Consider the following 19,936-nt stretch of genomic DNA (forward strand, 5'->3'; position numbering starts at 1 on the left):
CATGACCTTCCGCATGCCGCCCGAGTGGGCCCCGCACGAGCGCACCTGGATGGCCTGGCCGGGGCCCAACCCGACCTTCGCCACCGACGCCGAACTGGACGAGGCGCGTGGCGCCTGGGCCACGGTCGCCCGTGCCGTCCGCCGCTTCGAACCGGTCACGATGGTCGTCGGCCCCGGCCAGCAGGACGGCGCCCGCGCCCTCCTCGGCCCGGACGTCGACGTAGTGGTCCGCCCGCTCGACGACGCCTGGATGCGTGACATCGGCCCCACCTTCGTCACCGACGGCAGCCGACTGGCCGCCGTGGACTGGACGTTCAACGGCTGGGGTGCCCAGGGCTGGGCCCGCTGGGAGCACGACCAGCACATCGCCCGCTCCGTCGCCGAACTCGCCGACGTCCGCGTGCACGGTTCCGCCCTGGTCAACGAGGGCGGCGCCATCCACGTCGACGGCGAGGGCACCGTCCTGCTCACCGAGACCGTCCAGCTCGGCAGGGAGCGCAACCCCGACTGGACCCGCGAGCAGGTCGAGGCCGAGGTCCACGCCCGACTCGGCACCGAGAAGGCGATCTGGCTGCCGCGCGGCCTGGCCGGCGACTACGGCGACTACGGCACCCTCGGCCACGTCGACATCGTCGCCGCCTTCGCCCGCCCCGGCACCGTCGTCGCCCACGTCCAGCCGGACCCGGCCCACCCCGACCACGAGATCACCCGCGAGATCGTCCGCATCCTGCGCGCCGCCACCGATGCCCGGGGCCGTTCCCTGAACGTGGTGGAGGTTCCCGCCCCCACCGTGCTGAAGGCCGACGGGGAGTGGGTCGACTACTCCTACATCAACCACTACCTCTGCAACGGCGGCGTGGTGCTCTGCGCCTTCGACGACCCGCGCGACCGGGAAGCGGCAGCGATCTTCGGCGAGTTGTTCCCCGACCGGACCGTGACCCTCGTCGACGCGCGTACGATCTTCGCCGGCGGTGGAGGAATCCACTGCATCACCCAGCAGCAGCCGAAGGTCTGAACCGTGCCCCCCGCTCCACGCCGTCGCAACACCGCCCCGCCCCGCGAAGAGGTGCTGGCCGCCGCCATGGCCACCATTGCCGAACAGGGCCTCGACGGCCTCACCATGGCCGGTCTGGGCCGTGAGGTCGGCATGAGCAGCGGACACCTCCTCTACTACTTCCGCACCAAGGACGAGCTGCTGCTCCAGACCCTGGAGTGGAGCGAGGGCAGGCTCGGCGACCGGCGCCGCATGCTGCTGTCCGGGCGGGAGACCGCCCGGGCCCGGCTCGACGCGTACATCGGGCTGTACCTCCCCGACGGCCACCGCGACCCGCACTGGACGCTCTGGCTGGAGGTCTGGAACCGCTCGCAGAACGCCGACGCCGACGCCCGCGCCCGGCAGGCCGCGATCGAGGGCGCCTGGCACCGCGACCTGGTGGCGCTGCTCGCCGAGGGAGTCTCGAACGGGGAGTTCCGCGCCGTCGACGCCGAGCGCTTCGCCACCCGGCTGCGCGCCCTGCTGGACGGTTTCAGCGTCCACGTCGCGGTCGGTCTCCCCGGCACCGGACGCGACCGGGCCCTCGTCCTGGCAGGTGAGTTCGTCGAGGAATCACTCCTCGCCGCGGAGCCGCCCGCACGGCCGTGAACGATCCTGCCCGGACGATCCTGTCGTGAACGGCCCCGCCCGGACGGCCCCGCCCGGACGGTCCCGCGTGGACGACCCCGTCGTGCGTGGACGACCCCGTCGTGAACGTAACGCACGTAAGTACGCGTGATCGTTGTCCGTTGCGCTCTTGTTGCGCGCCCGGGCGTTCGGGCACGGTGACGGTCCATGGGACGAGAGCAGTGGAAGAAGATCTGGGTCGGCTCCGCCGGCAACATGGTCGAGTGGTTCGACTGGTTCGTGTACGCGACCTTCGCGGTCTACTTCGCGGATTCGTTCTTCCCCGAGGGCAACGAGACCGCCAACCTCATGAACACCATGGGCATCTTCGCCGTCGGCTTCTTCATGCGGCCGGTCGGCGGCTGGATGCTCGGCCGGATCGGTGACCGCAGGGGCCGCAAGACCGCGCTCACCCTCACCGTCACCCTCATGTCGGCCTCCGCGATCCTCATCGCCGCCGCGCCGACGTACGACGTCGCCGGATACGGCGGCGTGGCCGTCCTCCTGCTGGCCCGGCTCCTCCAGGGCCTGTCGGTCGGCGGCGAGTACGCCGCCAGCGCCACCTACCTCACCGAGGCGTCCGCACCGAACCGGCGCGGCTTCGCCTCCAGCTTCCAGTACGTGTCCATGACCGCCGGACAACTCGTGGGCCTCGGCCTCCAGATCGTCCTCCAGCGGAACATGTCCGAGGCCGCCCTGCACAGCTGGGGCTGGCGCATCCCGTTCATCATCGGCGCGCTCGGCGCCGCCATCGTCTTCTACCTGCGCCGCTCGATGCTGGAGACCGAGGTCTACGCCGAGTCCGGCGCCGCCGAACAGGCCGACCGCGGCACCCTGGGGGCCCTGTGGCAGCACAAGCGCGAGGCCGTCCTGGTGATGGCCCTGACCATGGGCGGAACCGTCGCGTACTACACGTACACGACCTACCTGACCAAGTTCCTCTCCACCAGCGCCGGCATGGCGAAGTCCACCGCCTCGCTCGTCAGCTTCTGCGCGCTCTTCGTCTTCATGTGCCTCCAGCCCCTGGCCGGCCTGCTCTCGGACCGTGTCGGCCGCCGCCCACTGCTGATCACCTTCGCCGTCGGCTCCACCTTCCTGACCGTGCCGATCATGACGCTGCTCAAGCACGCCGGCACCTTCTGGCCCGCCCTCGGCCTCGCGCTGCTCGCCCTGGTCGTCGTCACCGGCTACACCTCCATCAACGCCTGCGTGAAGGCCGAACTCTTTCCGACCGGCATCCGCGCCCTCGGCGTGGCGCTCCCGTACGCGCTGGCCAACGCACTCTTCGGCGGCACCGCCGAGTACGTGGCGCTGTGGTTCAAGAAGGCGGGCGCCGAATCGGGCTTCTACTGGTACGTGGCGGGCTGCGCCGCCGTCTCCCTCATCGTCTATCTCACGATGCGGGAAACCCGCGACATCGACCTGGGGCGGATCGGCGCCGACCGGGGCGGCCGGGGCCGAGCGGAGCCGGCCGGCGCCACGAGCGTCACGCCCGCATCCTGAGACGCGACACGGCACGGAAGCGACCTTGTGCGACACTGCTTCCGTGCCCTCGTTCGTCATGATTATTGGCAACAGGCGCGCCGGTCCGCAGTGACCGTCCCGCATCACCACGTGCGGCGCGGCCACCGTGCCCCAGACCCGCGCGCAGACCTCTCGCACCCGCGAGGGGTTTTTTCGTTTTCCGGCCCTGACCCCGGCCGGGGCGAGGCGCGCGGGATGATGGGGGCAAGTGGAGCCATATCGTACGGATCCACTCATCCGACAGGAGTCAGACCAGCATGACCACCAAGGCCAACGCCACCGACGACAGTTTCCACGTCTTCGACACCACGCTGCGCGACGGCGCCCAGCGTGAAGGCATCAACCTGACGGTCGCGGACAAGCTGACCATCGCCCGGCATCTCGACAACTTCGGCGTGGGTTTCATCGAGGGCGGCTGGCCCGGGGCGAACCCCCGCGACACCGAGTTCTTCGCCCGCGCCCGGCAGGAGATCGAGTTCAAGAACGCCCAGCTGGTCGCCTTCGGCGCGACCCGCAGACCCGGGGGGAAGGCCGCCGAGGATCCCCAGGTCAAGGCATTGCTCGACTCCGGGGCCCCGGTGATCACTCTGGTCGCCAAGTCCCACGACCGCCATGTGGAACTCGCCCTGCGCACCACCCTCGACGAGAACCTGGAGATGGTCCGCGACACCGTCTCCCACCTGCGCGAGCAGGGCCGCCGGGTCTTCGTGGACTGCGAGCACTTCTTCGACGGCTACCGCGCCAACCCCGCGTACGCCAAGTCCGTGGTCCGCGCCGCGTCCGAGGCGGGCGCCGACGTGGTCATCCTCTGCGACACCAACGGCGGCATGCTCCCCGCGCAGATCCAGGCCGTCGTCTCCACCGTGCTCGCCGACACCGGTGCCCGGCTCGGTATCCACGCCCAGGACGACACCGGCTGCGCCGTCGCCAACACCCTCGCCGCCGTCGACGCGGGCGCCACCCACGTCCAGTGCACCGCCAACGGCTACGGCGAACGGGTCGGCAACGCCAACCTCTTCCCCGTCGTCGCCGCGCTGGAACTCAAGTACGGCAGGACCGTCCTGCCCGAGGGCGCCCTGGCCGACATGACCCGTGTCTCGCACGCGATCGCCGAGGTCGTCAATCTGACGCCCTCCACCCACCAGCCCTACGTGGGCGTCTCCGCCTTCGCCCACAAGGCCGGACTGCACGCCTCCGCGATCAAGGTCGACCCCGACCTCTACCAGCACATCGACCCCGCGCTGGTCGGCAACACCATGCGGATGCTGGTCTCCGACATGGCGGGCCGCGCCTCCATCGAGCTCAAGAGCAAGGAACTCGGCATCGACCTCGGCGGCGACCGCGCGCTCGTCGGCCGGGTCGTCGAACGGGTCAAGGAGCGCGAGCTCAAGGGCTACACCTACGAGGCCGCCGACGCCTCCTTCGAACTGCTGCTGCGCGCCGAGGCCGAGGGCCGCCCGCGCCGCTACTTCCGCACCGAGTCCTGGCGCGCCATCGTCGAGAACCGCCCCGACGGCACGCACGCCAACGAAGCGACCGTGAAGCTCTGGGCCAACGGTGAGCGGATCGTCGCCACCGCCGAGGGCAACGGACCGGTCAACGCCCTCGACCGGGCGCTGCGCGTGGCGCTGGAGCGGATCCACCCGCAGCTCGCCAAGTTCGAACTCGTCGACTACAAGGTCCGCATCCTGGAGGGCCGCACCGGCACCGAGTCCACCACCCGCGTCCTGATCACCACGCGCGACGGCAACGGCGAGTGGGCCACCGTCGGTGTGGCGGACAACGTCATCGCGGCGTCCTGGCAGGCGCTGGACGACGCGTTCACCTACGGGCTGCTGCGTGCCGGGGCCGAGCCCACGGAGTAGCGCCCGGCCGGGTGCGCGGGTGCCGCGGTGCGCGCGCCGGCCGTCCCGACCGGTATCCGGCTGCCCCGAACGGGCTCCCGGCCGGTCCGGGACGGTCGGTCGTCCGCGGCGGTCGGCGCGGGAGACCGCGGGAGACACGGGGTGCGGGGGCACCGCCCGCCCGTGCGGGTTAGCGTCGAAGTATGCGGAACAGGCTGTTCCTGAACTGGTCGGCCGGCCTGCTGCTGGCGCTGTCGGCGGCCCTGCCCGTCGCGGCGACCGAGGCGGCGCCCGTCGAACCCCCGGTGTCCACCGCTTCCGTCGGCGTCGCCGTCCCGCGTGCTTCGACGATCGACGAGGTGGCGCAGGCGCTGCGCAGGAATCCGGTGTACGTCGACCCGGCCGCCGCCGACCGGCTCACAGCGGTACAGACGGCGGCGCTCACAAAGAAGATCAAGGACGCCGACAAGCCGGTGTTCGTGGCCGTGCTGCCACGGACCGCGGCGTTCCCCGAGCAGAACCTGCTGGCCACCCTGCGCACGGACACGGGCATCACCGGCGTCTACGCGGTCCGCCTCGGCGACGGTTTCGCGGCGGGCGCCGACCCGCAGGTCATGCCCACCCGGGCGGTCCAGAACCTGGTCGCCGCGGTGAAGGCGCCCGGGGCGGGCACCGACACCGCCACCCAGCTGAACGCCTTCGTCGACCGGGCTCTCGAACAGGCCCGCGGCAGCGCCCCCGCCTCCTGGGGCGGCTCCGCCGGAGGCAACGGGCCCCCGCCGGCCGCCGGACCGATCGCCCTCGGTGCGCTGCTGGTCCTGGGCGGTGGTACCGCCTACGTGGTCTCCCGCCGCAACCGCAGGCGCCGGGCGGAGGAGGAACGGGCCGCTCTCGACAAGCTCCGGGTGGTCGTGGACGAGGACATCACCGCATACGGCGAGACCCTGGACCGGCTCGACTTCCATCCCGCCGAGGCGGGCGCCGACGACGCCATGCGCGCCGACTACGAACGCGCCCTCGACTCCTACGAGACCGCGAAGACCCGCATGGCCGGTGCGCGCCGCCCCTCCGACGTGCGCGAGGTGACCCGGGCCCTGGAGGACGGGCGCTTCTCGCTCGCCATGCTGGAGGCCCGCCGCACCGGTGGCGAACTGCCCGCCCGCCGCCCGCCGTGCTTCTTCGACCCGCGCCACGGTCCCTCGGTGGCCGACGTCCGGTGGTCGCCGTCCGGCGGCTCGGCCCGCGAGGTCCCGGTCTGCGCGGCCGACGAACTCCGGCTGCGCGAGGGCGAGGAGCCGCTCGCCCGCACCGTCGACACGGGCGACGGCCGCCGCCCGTATTGGGAAGCCGGCCCGGCCTACGGCCCCTGGGCGGGCGGCTACTTCGGCGGCGGGCTGCTCCCCGGCCTGCTGGTCGGCACGATGCTCGGCTCCATGCTGTCGAGCCCGGCCTACGCGGCGGAGTACGGGGGCGGCGACTTCGGCTCCGGCGGTTTCGGCGGCGGGGACTTCTCCGGCTCCGACTTCGACCCGTCCGGCTTCGACTCGTCCGGCTCCGACGGCGGCGGTTTCGGCGGCGGCGACTTCGGAGGGGGCGGCGGCTTCGACGGCGGCGGGTTCTGAGCGGGCGGCGATCGGCGATCTCTCGGGCGGGCCCAATTCATGCTAGACCTGGATATATGTCTGGTATCGGTCGATTCCGGGCGAGGCTGCGACGCTCCGTCCGGCGGCCGGATCGGCATCAGGGAAAGCACCCGGGCCCCGCCGCTCCCGTGTCACCCGGCCGGGACACGACGGACCGCTCCCCGGGCCACGAGCTGCGCTCGGTGTTCAACGTGCGCACCATGGCCGGCCAGGTCTTCTGCCTCGTGCTCGGACTCGTCCTGCTGCTCGTCGTGGGCGGTGCGATCGCCCTGGTGGTGCAGGGCCGCCGGGCCAGTACGGAGGAGGCACGGCTGCGCACCCTGAGCGTGGCCCAGACGTTCGCCCAGGCGCCCGGCCTCGTGGCGGCATTGGACAGCAGGAACCCCACGGCGATCCTCCAGCCGCGCGCGGAGGAGGTCCGCAAGGAGACGCACGTCGACTACGTCATCGTGGCCAGTCCCCAGGGTGTCCGCTACACCCACCCCAACCCCGCGGAGATCGGGAAGCGCGTCGTCGTCCCGTACAAGAAGGCGCTGACCGGCCGGAGCATCACCCAGACGGTGCACTGGCCCGGCGGTCACGCGGTCGACTCGGTGGTGCCGGTCATCCGGCCCGACGGTTCCGTCGCGGGCCTGGTCTCGGTGGTGCTCACCGACAGGACGGTGAGTACTGTCGCCGACCGGTACATCCCGCTCAGCGCGCTCGTGGCGGTGGTGGCCGCCGCCCTCACCACGGTGGGCGCGGCCCTCGTGAGCAGACGGCTGCGGCGTCAGACGCACGGGCTCGAACCCGCCGAGATGACCCGGATGTACGAACACCACGACGCGGTGCTGCACGCCGTCCGCGAGGGCGTGCTCATCGTCGGGGCCGACCAGCGGCTGACGCTGGTCAACGACGAGGCCCGCAGGCTGCTCGACCTGCCCCCGAACGCGGAGGGCGGCGCGGTGACGGACCTCGGGCTGGACCAGGACGCGGTGGCCCTCCTCACCTCCGGCGACAGCGTCACGGACCAGGTGCTGCGCAGCGGCAACCGGCTGCTGGCGGTGAACCTTCGGCACACGGACGTGGGCGGCGGCCCGCCCGGCACGGTGGTGACCCTGCGCGACACCACCGAGCTCAGCGCCGTCGCGGGCCGCGCCCAACTGGTCAACGAGCGGCTGCTGCTGCTCTACGAGGCCACCGCCCGGATCGGCACCACACTCGACGTGACCCGGACGGCGCAGGAACTCGCCGATGTCGCGACCCCCGGATTCTCCGACGTCACCACCGTCGATCTCGCCACGTCCGCACCGCCGGGCGAGGAACCGGACACGGCCGACGGGAGCCCGTTGGACATGCGCCGTACCGCCATCGCCGCCACCGACCCGGGCCAGCCCCTCTACCCGGTCGGCCGGCAGGTCGGCTTCGTGCCCACCAGGACGACGGCCATGCGGGTGGACATGGAGGAGACCGGGCTGGGCCCCGAGATAATCGCCCAACTGGGGTGGCGGAACTGGGACCCGTCGCGGGCGGGGGCCATACAGAGCTTCGGATTCCACTCGGTGCTCTCCGTGCCGCTGCACGCGCGGGGTGTCGTCCTCGGTCTGGCGAACTTCTGGCGCGGGCGCGGTTCCGCGCGCTTCGACGACGACGACCAGTCCTTCGCCGAGGAACTGGTGTCCCGGGCGGCGGTCAGCGTGGACAACGCCCGCCGGTACACCCGCGAGCACGAGCTGGCGGTGACGCTGCAACGCAGCCTGCTTCCCCGGGACCTGCCCGAACAGAGCGCGCTCGACATCGCCCAGCGCTATCTCCCGGCGCGGGCCGAGGTGGGCGGCGACTGGTACGACGTGATTCCGCTGCCCGGGGCAAGGGTGGCGCTGGTCGTCGGCGACGTGGTCGGGCACGGTCTGCACGCCGCCGCCACCATGGGGCGGCTGCGCACCAGCATCCACAACTTCGCCGCGCTGGACCTCGCGCCGGACGAACTCCTCGGGCACCTCGACGAGGTGGTCCGCCGGATGGACCAGGCCGAGGCCGACGACGAGGGGGGCGGCGAGGTCACCGGGGCCACTTGCCTGTACGCGATCTACGACGCGGTCTCCGGGAACTGCTCGGTGGCCCGCGCCGGACACCCCGGCCCGGCCCTGGTCCTCCCCGACGGAGGCGTCGACTTCCCCGAGGCGCCGGCCGGGCTGCCGCTCGGTATCGGCGGCATGCCCTTCGAGGCGGCGGAGTTCCACGTTCCCGAGGGAAGCCGCCTGGTCCTGTTCACGGACGGCCTCGTCGAGCGCCGGGACCGGGACATCGACGCCGGGCTGGAGCTGCTGCGCGACACCCTTGCCGGCCGGGACCGCACACCCGAGGAGACCTGCGACGACGTGCTCGCCGCGATGCTGCCCGACGCGCCGACCGACGACGTCGCGCTGCTGGTGGCCCGCACCCGCACCCTCGATCCCGACCAGGTCGCGCAGTGGAACGTGGCCACCGACCCGGCGGCGGTGGCCGGGGTTCGCAGGAACGTCGCCGAGTGGCTGGCCGAACGCGGGCTGGACGAGGAGGCGTTCACCACCGAGCTGATCCTCAGCGAACTCGTCACCAACGCGGTGCGCTACGGCGCCGGGCCGATCGAGGTCCGTCTGCTCCTCGACCGCAGCCTGATCTGCGAGGTGTCCGACACCAGCAACACCTCGCCGCACCTGCGCTACGCCGCCTCGACCGACGAGGGCGGCCGGGGCCTGTTCCTGGTCGCCCAGATCGCCGAGCGCTGGGGCACCCGGTACACCGAGTCGGGCAAGGTGATCTGGTCGGAGCAGGCGGTCGGGGAGTCGGAGCAGCCGGCCGGGAACGGTGACGGGGAGAGGGGCTCCTAGCCCTGGGGGGCGGGCGGGTCTGATGCCCGCACATCCGGCCGCGCCCGCCCTCCGCCCCGGAGAGGAAGGTGGGCGGAAGGCGGGCGCGGCCGGGCTCGTACCCCGGTGGTAGGGACCGGAGGGCGAGGGACAGGGGGTTCGTCAGGCTCCGGGAGCGTTCTTGATCGCGGAGATGTCGAAGGTGAGCTTGACCTTGTCGCCGACCATCACGCCACCGGTCTCCAGGGCCGCGTTCCAGGTGAGGCCCCAGTCGGAGCGCAGGATGTTCGCACTGCCCTCGAAGCCGACGCGCTCGTTGCCGTAGACGTCGGTGGCGGAGCCGTTGAACTCCAGGTCGATGGAGAGCGGGCGCGTCACGTCCTTGATCGTGAGGTCACCGGTGATGCGGTAGGCGTCGCCGCCGAGCTGTTCGGCGTGGGTGGAGCGGAACGTCATCAGCGGGAACTTCTCGGCGTCGAAGAAGTCGCCGCTGACCAGGTGGCCGTCGCGGTCGGCGATGCCGGTGTCGACGCTGGCGATCCTGACGTCGATCGACGCGGTGGACTTCGACGGGTCGCTGCCGTCCAGCCTCAGGGTGCCCTCGTGCTCGCCGAAGGTGCCGCGGACATTGGTGACCATGGCGTGCCGCACGGTGAAGCCGATGCTGCTGTGGGCCGGGTCGATCGTGTAGTCGCCGGTCAGGGCGGCCAGGGCCGGGTCCACCGGGGGAGCGGTGACGGTGGCGGCGGGGGCGTTGTTGTTCTTGCGGGTGAACAGAGCCATGGCTCCTCCTCGGGGGACGCGACCGGACGACGGTCGGGGGTGTCGGCATCGGGTTGTTTAACCTTCAACGAGAACGACCGTAGCGCAATCTAGTTCAATGTTCAACATCGGGCCGTGTTCGCCTCGCCGTGGGGTCGACGTCTCCGTCGTGTCACCGGGGCGACCCCGTCCCGCACGCGGTGGGTCCGATCCCCGGCAGGGCCCTGGCGACGCGCGTAGAACTCGGGCAGTATCTCCCTGCCCTTGTTTGTCATGACCAGGAGGAGTCCCCCCATGGTGTCCCGTATGACACTGCGCCCCGTCCTGACCGCCCTCGCCCTCGTCCTAGGCGTCCTCTTCGCCCCGGGCATCGGCGTCCTCGGCGGAGGCGCCACCCAGGCCCACGCCGACACGAAGCTCACCCACTCCCAGGCCACCGCCCGGTTCAGCTCCTCCGGGGTCACCTGGTCGTCCTCCGGCGGCTGCTCCGACCGCAACGTCGCCACCTGCACCTCGTTCGACCAGCTCAACCTGGCCACCGCCCAGGGCGCCCAGACCCTCAAGAGCGCCACCGGCTGCGCGCTGAACATCACCGGCGGCACCGAGACCGGGCACGCCGGCGGCACCTACTCGCACTGGAACGGCTACAAGCTCGACTTCGGCAAGTCGACCTGCCTGACGAACTACATCCACGGCACCTTCACCTACATCGGCCTGCGCGGCGACGGTGCCCCGCAGTACAAGGCGGGCTCCGGCAACATCTACGCCGACGAGGGCAACCACTGGGACGTGACCTACTACAACTGCGGCGGTTGCTGACCGCGGAAGGCGTTCCGCCGCATCTCCCCGCGCGTGCCCCCGTTCCCGCCCGACGGCCGGAACGGGGGCACGCGTGTTCGGTCCGGCAGGGGTCAAATGGGGCACATGTGTTCGATGTGCGGGAACCGCCTGTCGTGGCCGGGTGGCGGGCCCTATTCTCCGGTTGGCGAACGGGCGGCACGGCCTCGTGCTCCGCCGCCCCGCCGTGTCCGCAACAAGCCCTTCCCCACAGGAGCTTCGATGCACGGATCCAGCCGCTTCGTCCCCGCCCCGTCCCTCTCCCGCCGGGCGCTGCTGCGCTCGGCCGCCGGTGTCGCCCTCGGCGCTGCCGGACTCGCCGCGGGCGCCACGACCGCCCGCGCGGCCCAGCCCGGTGCGACCCGGCCCCGCGCGGCCCGGTCCCGTGCGGCGCTGATCACCGGCAGCAAGGTCCGCAACCTCACCGGGCCTGCCGAGACCGGCAGGTTCGCCGCGCCCTGGACCGACCTGGGCATCCCCGCCCGGTGCCCCGACGGTTCGATGCTGTTCGTCGGCGGCGACACCTTCGACGGCGCCGGGGTGGGCGGCCCCGACTGGCGGGCCCCGGTGGGCCTGCGTTCCGGCAACTCCGCGCTCGACTCGCTCGTCATCGACGGGAGTGTGGGCGGCGGCCATGCGGTGGGCCTCGTGCCGGAGGGTCACGACGGCGGCACCACGGCCATCCCCTCCGACGTGTTCACCATCGGCGGCACGATGTACATGCACCTCATGCGCGGGGTGATCTACCGCACCCACCACTCCGACTTCTGGCGCTCCGACGACAACGGCGAGACCTGGCAGTACCTCTGCCAGTGGCCGGGCGATCAGTACAACGGGCAGTTCCAGCAGAAGACCTACGCGGTGGCGGACGACGGCTTCTGCTACGTGCTGTCGACGGTCTTCAACCGCGACGTGACGTCCGACCTGCTCCTCCACCGGGTCCGGCAGGACGCGTTGGGCGATCCGGCGGCGTACGAGCCCTGGGGGTACGCCAACGGGGCCTGGGGCTGGGGGAATTACCCGACGAGTGTCAGCGGTGCCCGCCGCTGGGGCGAGATCTGTTTCCGGGCCATGGACGGGAAGTACGCGCTGACCTGGCTCAACATGGCCCCGCTCGACATCCGTGCGCAGGTCTTCGCGCTGCCGACCTCCAACCTGTTCACCACCCCGGAGCAGACGGTGATCGTGCCGACCGTCCCCGGGCTGGAGTTCGGGAACGCGGTGGCGAGCCCGTACGGCGGATTCATCGTCCCCGGCTCGACGTTCGCGGACTTCCACATCGCGGTCAGCCAGTGGTACGACGACCAGAACTACCGGGTGATGCAGTACCGGATCAACGGACTCGCCGCGTAGCGGGGCCGCGGGGGCGGGGCTCGGGTCCGGGGCGCATGGCACCCGGGCGGGGCCCCGTGCCCCGCCGCCTCCCGTCCCCATTCGCGTCCCCGCCCTGTCCCCGCCCCGTCCGCCTCCCGCGTCGCGAATCGGCGATCGGGAAAACCGTCGCGGCGCCGCGTGGCGGACTGGTAGGAGTGGACGATGCCGACCGAAGCCCTTGACCCGATGGAATGTCTTCTCGCCGAGCGGGCCTGCGAGCGCCTGATCGTCGAGTTCGTCCGCCGCCTCGACCTGGGGGACCCGGGCGGCGTCGCGGAACTCTTCACCCCCGACGGGGTGTGGGAGTGGCCCGGCGGCGACCGCAGGGTGCGGGGGCGGGACGCGCTCCGCGACTACTTCGGCTCGCGGCCCGAGGACCGGCTGTCGCGGCGCATGATCTCGAACGTCCTCGTCACGGTCCATTCCGCGTCGGCCGCGACCGCCACCTCCTACTTCGCCACGTACCGGGTCGACGGTCACACGGGCGGCATGGTGCCCACCCGACTGCCCGCGAACGTGGGCCACTACGAGGACACGTTCCGCCGGACCGACGGCGTCTGGCTCCTGGAGCGCCGGATCACGCACCTGCCGTTCGGCGGGGAGACGGTGCGGCTCGGCCGCGCGGAGCGGTAGCGGCGGCGGGGCCGTCCTGCCGCATCCGTCCACCCTGCACCGACGCGTGCCCCACACGTCGAGGCCCGTCCGTCCCAGCCGAATGGTCTATTTGGACTGTTAGAGTTCGACCATGCCTCGTCGTGCCCTCGACAATCCGATCGTGCTCGCGGTGCTGGGCCTGCTGCTGGAGCAGAGTGCGCACCCCTACCAGATGCTCTCCGAACTGCGAAAACGCAGCGACAACCACGCTGCCGCGATCACTCGCGGCACGCTCTACAACACCGTCGGCGCCCTTGCCGAGGCGGGCTGGGTGGCCGCGCAGGGCCAACAGCGTTCGGGAAACCGCCCGGAGCGAACCGTCTACGCGCTCACCGAAGCGGGCCGCGACGAACTCGTGCGACGGCTGGACGTGCAGATCCGCACCCCCGAGCGGGAGTTCTCGCAGTTCCTGGGCGCCGTCAGCTACCTGGGGGCCCTCGGCCCCGGCGGTGCGGTCGAGGCGCTGACGGAGCGGGCCGAACGTCTTCGGCGGCGTACGGCGGCGGACGAGCGACGTCTCGCGGATGTCCTGGCCGCGGGCGTGCCCCGGCTGCACGTCATCGAGGCGGAGTACGCATCGGCCCTGGCACGCGCCGAAACGGCGTGGATCGAGGAGGTCGTCGACGACATCCGGACCGGGCGGCTGACCTGGCCAGGGCCCGCCGCGCCACGCCCCGGAACCGACCGGGAAGGCGCCGGCCGGAAGGGGGAGGACGCATGACACCGGAATCGGAATCGGAACCGATACGGCCGACCGCGCCCGGGGGGCTGCTCTTCGGGATCTACCCGGGGTCGGTCGCGGGCGACGACACCGGGGGACTGGCCGCCGGACCGCCCGACGACCCCGCCCGCGTGTCGCACGCGCTGGACGTGCTCCAGGGCCGGGCCGGACGACCGTTCCTGGTGCGCGCCTACACGGGTTTCAAGGACACCACCCGGCCGGGCGTGCCGCACCCGACCGAGACGCCCGCCGACGCCGAGCAGTACGCCGTGCGGGGCCGTCGACTCGATCTGGTGGCCCAATACCAGTCGTCCGCCGGGGACGTCGACGGCTACTGCCGGTTCCTGCGCGAACTGGTCGACCGGTACGGGCCGGTCACCGGCACCCTCCAGGTGACGGAGGAGCCGAACATCACGACGAACCCCACCCTGGACGGCTACTACCCACGCGTGTGCGAGGCGATCGTGCAGGGGGTGGCCGCCGCCAAGGCGCGGGCGCGCGAACTCGGCCACACCCGGCTGCGCGTCGGCTTCAACACCACGCCGCTCTTCGGCCCCGGTGCCTCCTTCGTCGCCGGCCTCACCGCTCGCGGGGGCGACGCGTTCGTCGCCGAACTCGACTACGTCGGACTGGACTTCTTCCCCGACGTCTTCCGCCCCGTGCCCGCCGCCGACCTCGCCGGGGCCGTCGAGGGGCTGCTGCGCCACCACCGCGACGCGGTCCTCGAACCGGCGGGCCTGGGACACCTGCCGCTGCACATCACCGAGCACGGCTGGCCCACCGGCCCGGGCCGGCCCGCGCCCCGGCAGGCCGAGGTCGTCGAGACGCTGGTCCACGTCCTCGCGGCGCACGCGCGCGAACTCCGGCTGAGCTGCTACACGCACTTCGCGTTGCGCGACGCCGACAGCGGCGACCCGGGCCTGTTCCACCGATTCGGTCTCACCACCGACGACTACACGCCCAAACCGGCCTTCGGGACCATGAGGACGCTGGTCGAGCGGTACAGCGCCTGACGGGGCGTCCCGCCCCCTCGGGCCCGTGGTCCGGACCGGCCGGGGCCTCCGCCCCGTCCGGCGTGGGCCGCGTGGGGCCCCGCGTCACTTCCGCCAGAAGAGGTGATGCGTCACGCCGCTCGGGCTGGGCACGACGTCCAGGTGGAACCGGTCGAGCAACTCGTCGGGGGAGTCCCACAGCCGCAGCCCGGACCCGAGGTCCACCGGTGAGACCGCGACGTGCAGGGTGTCGACGAGGTCGGCGTCGAGGAACTGCCGGATGGTGGTGACCCCGCCCCCGAGCCGGACGTCCTTGCCCTGTGCGGCCTCCCTCGCCTGTTCGAGGACGTCGACCGGGTCACCGTCGACGAAGTGGAACGTGGTGTCGGAAAGGGTGAACGAAGGACGCACGTGATGAGTCATGACGAACACCGGCGTGTGGAACGGGGGTCGGTCGCCCCACCAGCCCTGCCACTGGTGGTCGGCCCAGGGGCCGCGCTGGGGTCCGAACTTGTTGCGGCCCATGATCTCGGCGCCGATGTTGTGGGCGAAATCCCGGGTGAAGTAGTCGTCGAGCCCGCGACTGCCCCCGGGATCGGTGCGCGTGGGCCAGCTCGCCGTGGCGCCGCCCCAGGCGAACAGCCGCGCGGGATCGACATGACCGAACGGGCGCTCGAAAGTCTGGTCCTCACCGGCCGCGATCCCGTCGCGCGAGACATTGAAGTTCTGGACCTTCAGCAGTTGAGCCACGTGTTTCTCCTGTTGCTGTTGTCGACAACAGGGGTAAGACTGCCCGACTCACGGGAACTCATCGCGGCAGCGCGACCGGCCGCGAGGGCGTGCCCTCGCCTCACGGCCGGTCGTACGACCCCTCAGGCGCCCACGTGCACCGTGAACCGGCGCGGATTGCCGTCGTTGGCGGCACCCGAGACGTCCGGCTCGCCGTCCGGGCGCACGTCGTCGTAGGGAAAGGCGTATCCGATCGGGGTGTTGGCATGGACCACCCGCGACCAGTGGTTCGTCACCGCACCCCGGTAGTAGTCCGCCGCCGAGGTGCCGTTCGGCTGGTCGGGGTGGGTGAGCATGAGGGAGCGGTTGAACCCGGCCGCGAGCCGGGCCAGCAACGCCTTCTTGTCGTCCGGGTCGCCCGGATTGTTGGCGAACGGGCCGTGGTTGCAGGTGAACACGTCCTTGGACACCGGCTTGGTGAAGGCGTGCCCGCCGTCGAACGTCAGGACGTCGCCGCTCACGCGCCCAGCGCGCACGCCCCGCCCGCCCTGGAGGTCGATCCGCAGATCGGTGGAGCGGTACTTCTCCCAGACCTCGTCGATGTACGCCGTGAACACGTCCCGGAACGGCATCTCGTCCGGTCGGTCGAAGAACGGGGCCATCAGGTTCTGCGGCGAGATCACCCGCAGTACGCCGCCGTCGGCGCCCCGGACCACCAGCTTGTCCCAGGGCTGCCCGTCGGTGCCGGCCTGGGCGGTGAGCCCGTCGGCGATCCGCTGCACCGCCCCGTCCGGGAGCGGGTCGACGGTGTGTGTGGCGTCGCCCTCCAGCGTCAGACCGATGGGCAGGGCGGTGACCAGATCGACGTAGCTGATGTTCGCGTACAGCTGCTGAGGATTGAAGGTGAACTCGCAGAACGACCAGGTCCGCCCGTAGTTGGGGTCGGTGGATGTCGCGAACGCGGGCTCGACGAGGGCGGGGCCGGGGTTGACGTAGAAGGTGAGGGTGTCGTCGCGCACGAAATAGACGCGGGCACCATACATCTGAGGAAGCGTCAGTACGACCGGGGCGCCACCCGCCGCGTTCAGCGGGATGGCGCAGTCCACCGGCAACGGCGTCTGCGGCGCGGCGGGGGAGTCGGGGTGGTGGACGCTGCCGTCGGCCCGCAGCAGCACCCAGCGGTCCGTGCCCTGCTCGTGGCCGGTGACGTAGGCGTTGACCCTGCCCGGCAACGACCGGTTCTCCAGGGCGAGTTCGCAGGTCGCGGGGGCGGCGGAGGCGCCGGGGGCCAGGGCGCCGCCCCAGACGGGGAAGGAGAGGGCGGTCGCGGAGGCGGCCAGGCCGCGAGTCAGGAACGTTCGGCGTGAATGCACGAGAGGACTCCCGAGGTGTGGGGGGCGCGGATGGTCCCGGGCGTGCGCGAGTGGGGGGTGGGGGCGGGAGGCGCCGACGGGGCATCCGCGGGTGTTCACCACTGTCCCGGTGGCCGACGGGGGTCGTCAAGACGTGTGGGTGAGAGCGCTCTCAATTTCGGTGTTCGTTCATGAACCGACAGGAGCGAGGCGCTGTCGGGCACGGCGGGCAGTGGGCGGTGAGGGGTGCGCGGGGGCAGTGGGCAGTCGGCGGCGGGGCGCGGGGCCCCGCCGCCCGGACCGCGGACGGTGGGGCCCCGGCAGGTCTGCACGGCAGGCCGTCAGGTGATCGGGGTGGTCACCGAACCGATGCCGTCGACGGTCACCTCGACAACGTCGCCGGTCCTCAGGTACCACCGCGGGGTGCGGGCCCGGCCCACGCCGCCGGGGGTGCCGGTGAGGATCAGGTCGCCGGGCCGGAGCGGCAGCATGGTGGAGATGTACGCGATCAGCCGGGCGGGTGCGAAGAGGAGGTCGGCGATCGCGTGTTCCTGGACGGTCGTGCCGTTGACCGTGGTGGACAGCGTCGCGGTGCCGAGGTCGAAGGCGTCGGCCGTGGTGAGGACCGGCCCCACCGGGGTGGAGCGGGCCCAGATCTTGCCCTGGAGCCATTCCGTGGTGCGGTACTGCCAGCCGCGCATCGAGATGTCGTTGGCCACCGTGTACCCGGCGATGCAGTCGGCCGCCTCGTCCTCGTCCACCCGGTACGCGGTGCGGCCGACGACGACGGCGAGTTCGCCCTCCCAGTCCATCTCCGGGTCCTCCGGCACGGCGGCCACCGGGTCGGCGGGGCCGGTCAGGGTGTCGGCGAACTTCGCGAAGAGGGTGGGGTGGGAGGGCAGGCCCCGGCCCATCTCCTCGATGTGGCTCGTGTAGTTGAGGCCGGTGCACAGCACCTTCGACGGGTTCGGCACGACCGTGTCGAGTTCCGTGCCCGCGGCCGGGATGCGGCGCCCGTCGGCCTCGGCCGCGAGCTGCCGCCAGTTCTCGTTCCGCAGCAGGGCGCTGATATCGGCGTGGCCGGGGATCTCGGTGAACGCGTCGCCGTCCAGGCGGGCCGCGATCGTCCCGTCGGCGGTGCGCACGGTTGCCAGTTTCATGTCCTTGCTCTTCCTCTTTGCGCGGGGCGTGTTCAGGCGTCGACGGCGGAGCGCTCGGGGACGACCAGGTCGAAGAATCCCCAGTGCGCACCGGCGGGCAGGGTGCCCGACAGCATGCGGCCGCACTTCTGCGTCACGATGTGCGAGGAGCCCCGGTGCTGGCTGCCGGCGTGGCTGTCGCGGAAGAAGCGTTGCAGTACGCCGTCCCGCATGACCCGCGCTCCGGCAAATCGGTGCACGAGTTGGCTGATCTCCACCGCGGTCCGGCCGGCGAGGCTGCACGCCAGGCGCGACATCGTCTCCTGTTCGTCGCTGAGCCGCGCCCCGGTGGCGAGCGTCGACTCGTTGTCGCGCCAGGTCTCGCGGAGCAGCGCCATCGTGCCGCGGACGTGCGAGAAGTGGCGGGCGAACTCGCCGAAGAACTCGTCGCTGGTGACCGGTGACTCCTGCGCGGGGTCCTTGCGGAGGGTCAGCTCGCGCAGTTCGTCGAGCATGCGCCGGGCGACCCCCTGCGACCAGGCGGCCTGGTGCAGGCCGGCGGAGAGGGCGGGGCTCAGCCGGTTCGCGGGACGGCCGCGCCGGGCGCTGCCCGGTCCGATGCCGTACACGTACGCGTCCTCGACCAGGACGTCCTCGGCCCGGTAGTCCAGGCTCGCGGTCGCGCGCAGCCCGAGCATGTCCCAGTTGTCGCTGATCCGTACGGCGGTGCGGGGGACCAGGCAGACCACCCGTTCCCCGGTGCCCTCGACCGTGGCGGAGAGGTTGAGGTGCGTGGCCATGGACACGCCGGGGGCGAACTGCCAGACGCCGCCGACCCGGTAGCCGCCCGCGACGCGCACGGCCCGGCCGGTGAACGACGCGGACTGCCCCGCCACCAGTGGCTGCGTCCCGTCGGCGAAGAGTTCGGCGACCGCCTCGTCGCCGAGGTGGGCGGCCGCGGTGGCGGTCTCGCTCGTCAGAGCCCGGACCAGCCAGCCCAGCGACGCGTCCGTGTGGGACAGCTTCTCCATCACCTCCAGGATCTGGAGCGGGGAGGCGTCCAGGCCGCCGAGTTCGGCGGGCACGGTCAGCCCGAGGATTCCGCTGTCGCGCAGCGCGTCCTGGACCGCGGGCGTCGGGCGGCGCAGCCGCTCGCTGTCGGGGGCCTCGCCCAGCAGGAGCGGGCGGATGGCGTCCAACTCCGCCAGTAGGGCAGCGAATTCGGCGGGTTCGTGGGTGGTGGGTCGGCTCACGGTCGGCTCCTTTCGGACCGGGCGCCGTTCGCGGTGCCGTCCTCGCACTCCTGGGCCAGTGCGCTCCACTGGCCGCGGTAGAAGAGCAGCGGTCGGGCGTCGTCCTGCTGGCCGTACGCCGTGACGCGGCCGAGCACCAGGACGTGGTCCCCGCCGTCGTAGCCCGCCCAGGGCGTGCACTGGAAGTAGGCGGGCGAGCCACCGATGCGCGGCGCCGCGCCGTTCGTGATCCAGTCGACCGGCCGGTCCTGGGGCTTGCCCGCGAAGTGGAGCGCGGTGTCGAGCTGGTTGTCCCCGAGGACGTTGACCGCGAAGGGGCGTTCCAGCAGGTGCGTCAGGGCGCGCGAGGTGCGTTGCATGGACACCAGCACCAGCGGCGGGTCCAGGGAGACCGAGGTGAAGGAGTTCACGGTGACGCCGTAGTGCTCGTCGCCCGACCGGTAGGTGAGGACGACCACGCCGGTGGCGAAGTTGCCCAGGGTGTTGCGGAGTTGGCGGGGATCGGGGAACGGAGGGAGTGCGGCGTCCGACACCGGGGGTGCGGCGTCGGCGGCCTTCTCGTAGATCTCGGCGTCCCACATGATGTCGGTCATCGGCGAACCTCCGGGATGGGTCGTGGGC

General features: G+C 71.9%; 17 protein-coding genes. 11 read left to right on the forward strand and 6 right to left on the reverse strand.

Features of this window, described 5'->3' with window-relative positions:
* The first annotated feature begins 1 nt into the window (after window position 1).
* From ACFC79_RS03630 to ACFC79_RS03655, 6 genes are all read left to right on the forward strand, one after another.
* Entirely contained in the window at window positions 2-1,015 is a 1,014-nt protein-coding gene (locus ACFC79_RS03630; protein WP_376234648.1) for an agmatine/peptidylarginine deiminase, read from the forward strand.
* A 3-nt stretch (window positions 1,016-1,018) separates the two neighbouring features.
* Window positions 1,019-1,642 (forward strand): TetR/AcrR family transcriptional regulator, encoded by a 624-nt coding sequence (locus ACFC79_RS03635; RefSeq protein ID WP_376234650.1) that lies wholly within the window; start codon window positions 1,019-1,021, stop codon window positions 1,640-1,642.
* Between the two features lie 186 nt (window positions 1,643-1,828).
* The gene (locus tag ACFC79_RS03640) at window positions 1,829-3,163 is read left to right on the forward strand and encodes an MFS transporter (RefSeq protein ID WP_376234652.1); all 1,335 of its coding nucleotides are present in this window, start codon (window positions 1,829-1,831) and stop codon (window positions 3,161-3,163) included.
* 278 nt (window positions 3,164-3,441) lie between these two features.
* Window positions 3,442-5,049 (forward strand): citramalate synthase, encoded by a 1,608-nt coding sequence (cimA, locus tag ACFC79_RS03645; RefSeq protein ID WP_376234654.1) that lies wholly within the window; start codon window positions 3,442-3,444, stop codon window positions 5,047-5,049.
* Window positions 5,050-5,231: 182 nt separating this feature from the next.
* Window positions 5,232-6,650 (forward strand): hypothetical protein, encoded by a 1,419-nt coding sequence (locus ACFC79_RS03650; protein WP_376234657.1) that lies wholly within the window; start codon window positions 5,232-5,234, stop codon window positions 6,648-6,650.
* Between the two features lie 221 nt (window positions 6,651-6,871).
* Window positions 6,872-9,523, forward strand: a complete 2,652-nt coding sequence (locus ACFC79_RS03655; protein ID WP_376234922.1) for a SpoIIE family protein phosphatase — start codon at window positions 6,872-6,874, stop codon at window positions 9,521-9,523.
* Between the two features lie 141 nt (window positions 9,524-9,664).
* On the opposite strand, the gene ACFC79_RS03660 is transcribed toward ACFC79_RS03655, so the two are convergent.
* Window positions 9,665-10,285: a YceI family protein gene (locus tag ACFC79_RS03660; protein WP_376234659.1), complete on the reverse strand. Its 621-nt coding sequence runs from the start codon at window positions 10,283-10,285 to the stop codon at window positions 9,665-9,667.
* Between the two features lie 273 nt (window positions 10,286-10,558).
* Between ACFC79_RS03660 and ACFC79_RS03665 the strand changes: the two genes are divergently transcribed.
* The 5 genes from ACFC79_RS03665 to ACFC79_RS03685 all read left to right on the forward strand — a co-directional run bounded on the left by ACFC79_RS03665 (window position 10,559) and on the right by ACFC79_RS03685 (window position 14,863).
* Complete coding sequence (locus ACFC79_RS03665; RefSeq protein ID WP_376234661.1) at window positions 10,559-11,083, forward strand: hypothetical protein; 525 nt, start codon at window positions 10,559-10,561, stop codon at window positions 11,081-11,083.
* A gap of 240 nt (window positions 11,084-11,323) precedes the next feature.
* Complete coding sequence (locus ACFC79_RS03670) at window positions 11,324-12,454, forward strand: DUF4185 domain-containing protein (protein WP_376234663.1); 1,131 nt, start codon at window positions 11,324-11,326, stop codon at window positions 12,452-12,454.
* 183 nt (window positions 12,455-12,637) lie between these two features.
* On the forward strand, window positions 12,638-13,108 hold the full coding sequence (locus ACFC79_RS03675; RefSeq protein WP_376234665.1) for a nuclear transport factor 2 family protein: 471 nt from the start codon (window positions 12,638-12,640) through the stop codon (window positions 13,106-13,108).
* Between the two features lie 112 nt (window positions 13,109-13,220).
* Entirely contained in the window at window positions 13,221-13,850 is a 630-nt protein-coding gene (locus ACFC79_RS03680; protein WP_376234668.1) for a PadR family transcriptional regulator, read from the forward strand.
* Window positions 13,847-14,863, forward strand: coding sequence for a hypothetical protein (locus ACFC79_RS03685; RefSeq protein WP_376234671.1), 1,017 nt, complete (start codon window positions 13,847-13,849; stop codon window positions 14,861-14,863). The genes ACFC79_RS03680 and ACFC79_RS03685 overlap by 4 nt, the downstream gene beginning before the upstream one ends.
* 84 nt (window positions 14,864-14,947) lie before the next feature.
* Here the strand turns inward: ACFC79_RS03685 and ACFC79_RS03690 are convergent, their stop codons facing one another.
* The 5 genes from ACFC79_RS03690 to ACFC79_RS03710 form a co-directional block, all read right to left on the reverse strand.
* Window positions 14,948-15,592, reverse strand: coding sequence for a dihydrofolate reductase family protein (locus tag ACFC79_RS03690; RefSeq protein WP_376234674.1), 645 nt, complete (start codon window positions 15,590-15,592; stop codon window positions 14,948-14,950).
* A 122-nt stretch (window positions 15,593-15,714) separates the two neighbouring features.
* Entirely contained in the window at window positions 15,715-16,944 is a 1,230-nt protein-coding gene (locus ACFC79_RS03695; protein ID WP_376234676.1) for a glycoside hydrolase family 64 protein, read from the reverse strand.
* Window positions 16,945-17,264: 320 nt separating this feature from the next.
* Entirely contained in the window at window positions 17,265-18,083 is an 819-nt protein-coding gene (locus ACFC79_RS03700; protein ID WP_376234679.1) for a fumarylacetoacetate hydrolase family protein, read from the reverse strand.
* A gap of 32 nt (window positions 18,084-18,115) precedes the next feature.
* Complete coding sequence (locus tag ACFC79_RS03705; protein WP_376234681.1) at window positions 18,116-19,315, reverse strand: acyl-CoA dehydrogenase family protein; 1,200 nt, start codon at window positions 19,313-19,315, stop codon at window positions 18,116-18,118.
* Entirely contained in the window at window positions 19,312-19,908 is a 597-nt protein-coding gene (locus tag ACFC79_RS03710; RefSeq protein WP_376234683.1) for a flavin reductase family protein, read from the reverse strand. Before ACFC79_RS03710 ends, ACFC79_RS03705 begins: the two co-directional genes overlap by 4 nt.
* Window positions 19,909-19,936: the final 28 nt, after the last annotated feature.

The sequence above is a fragment of the Streptomyces sp. NPDC056061 genome, from assembly GCF_042266885.1.
In the GTDB taxonomy this organism is placed as follows: Bacteria; Actinomycetota; Actinomycetes; order Streptomycetales; family Streptomycetaceae; genus Streptomyces.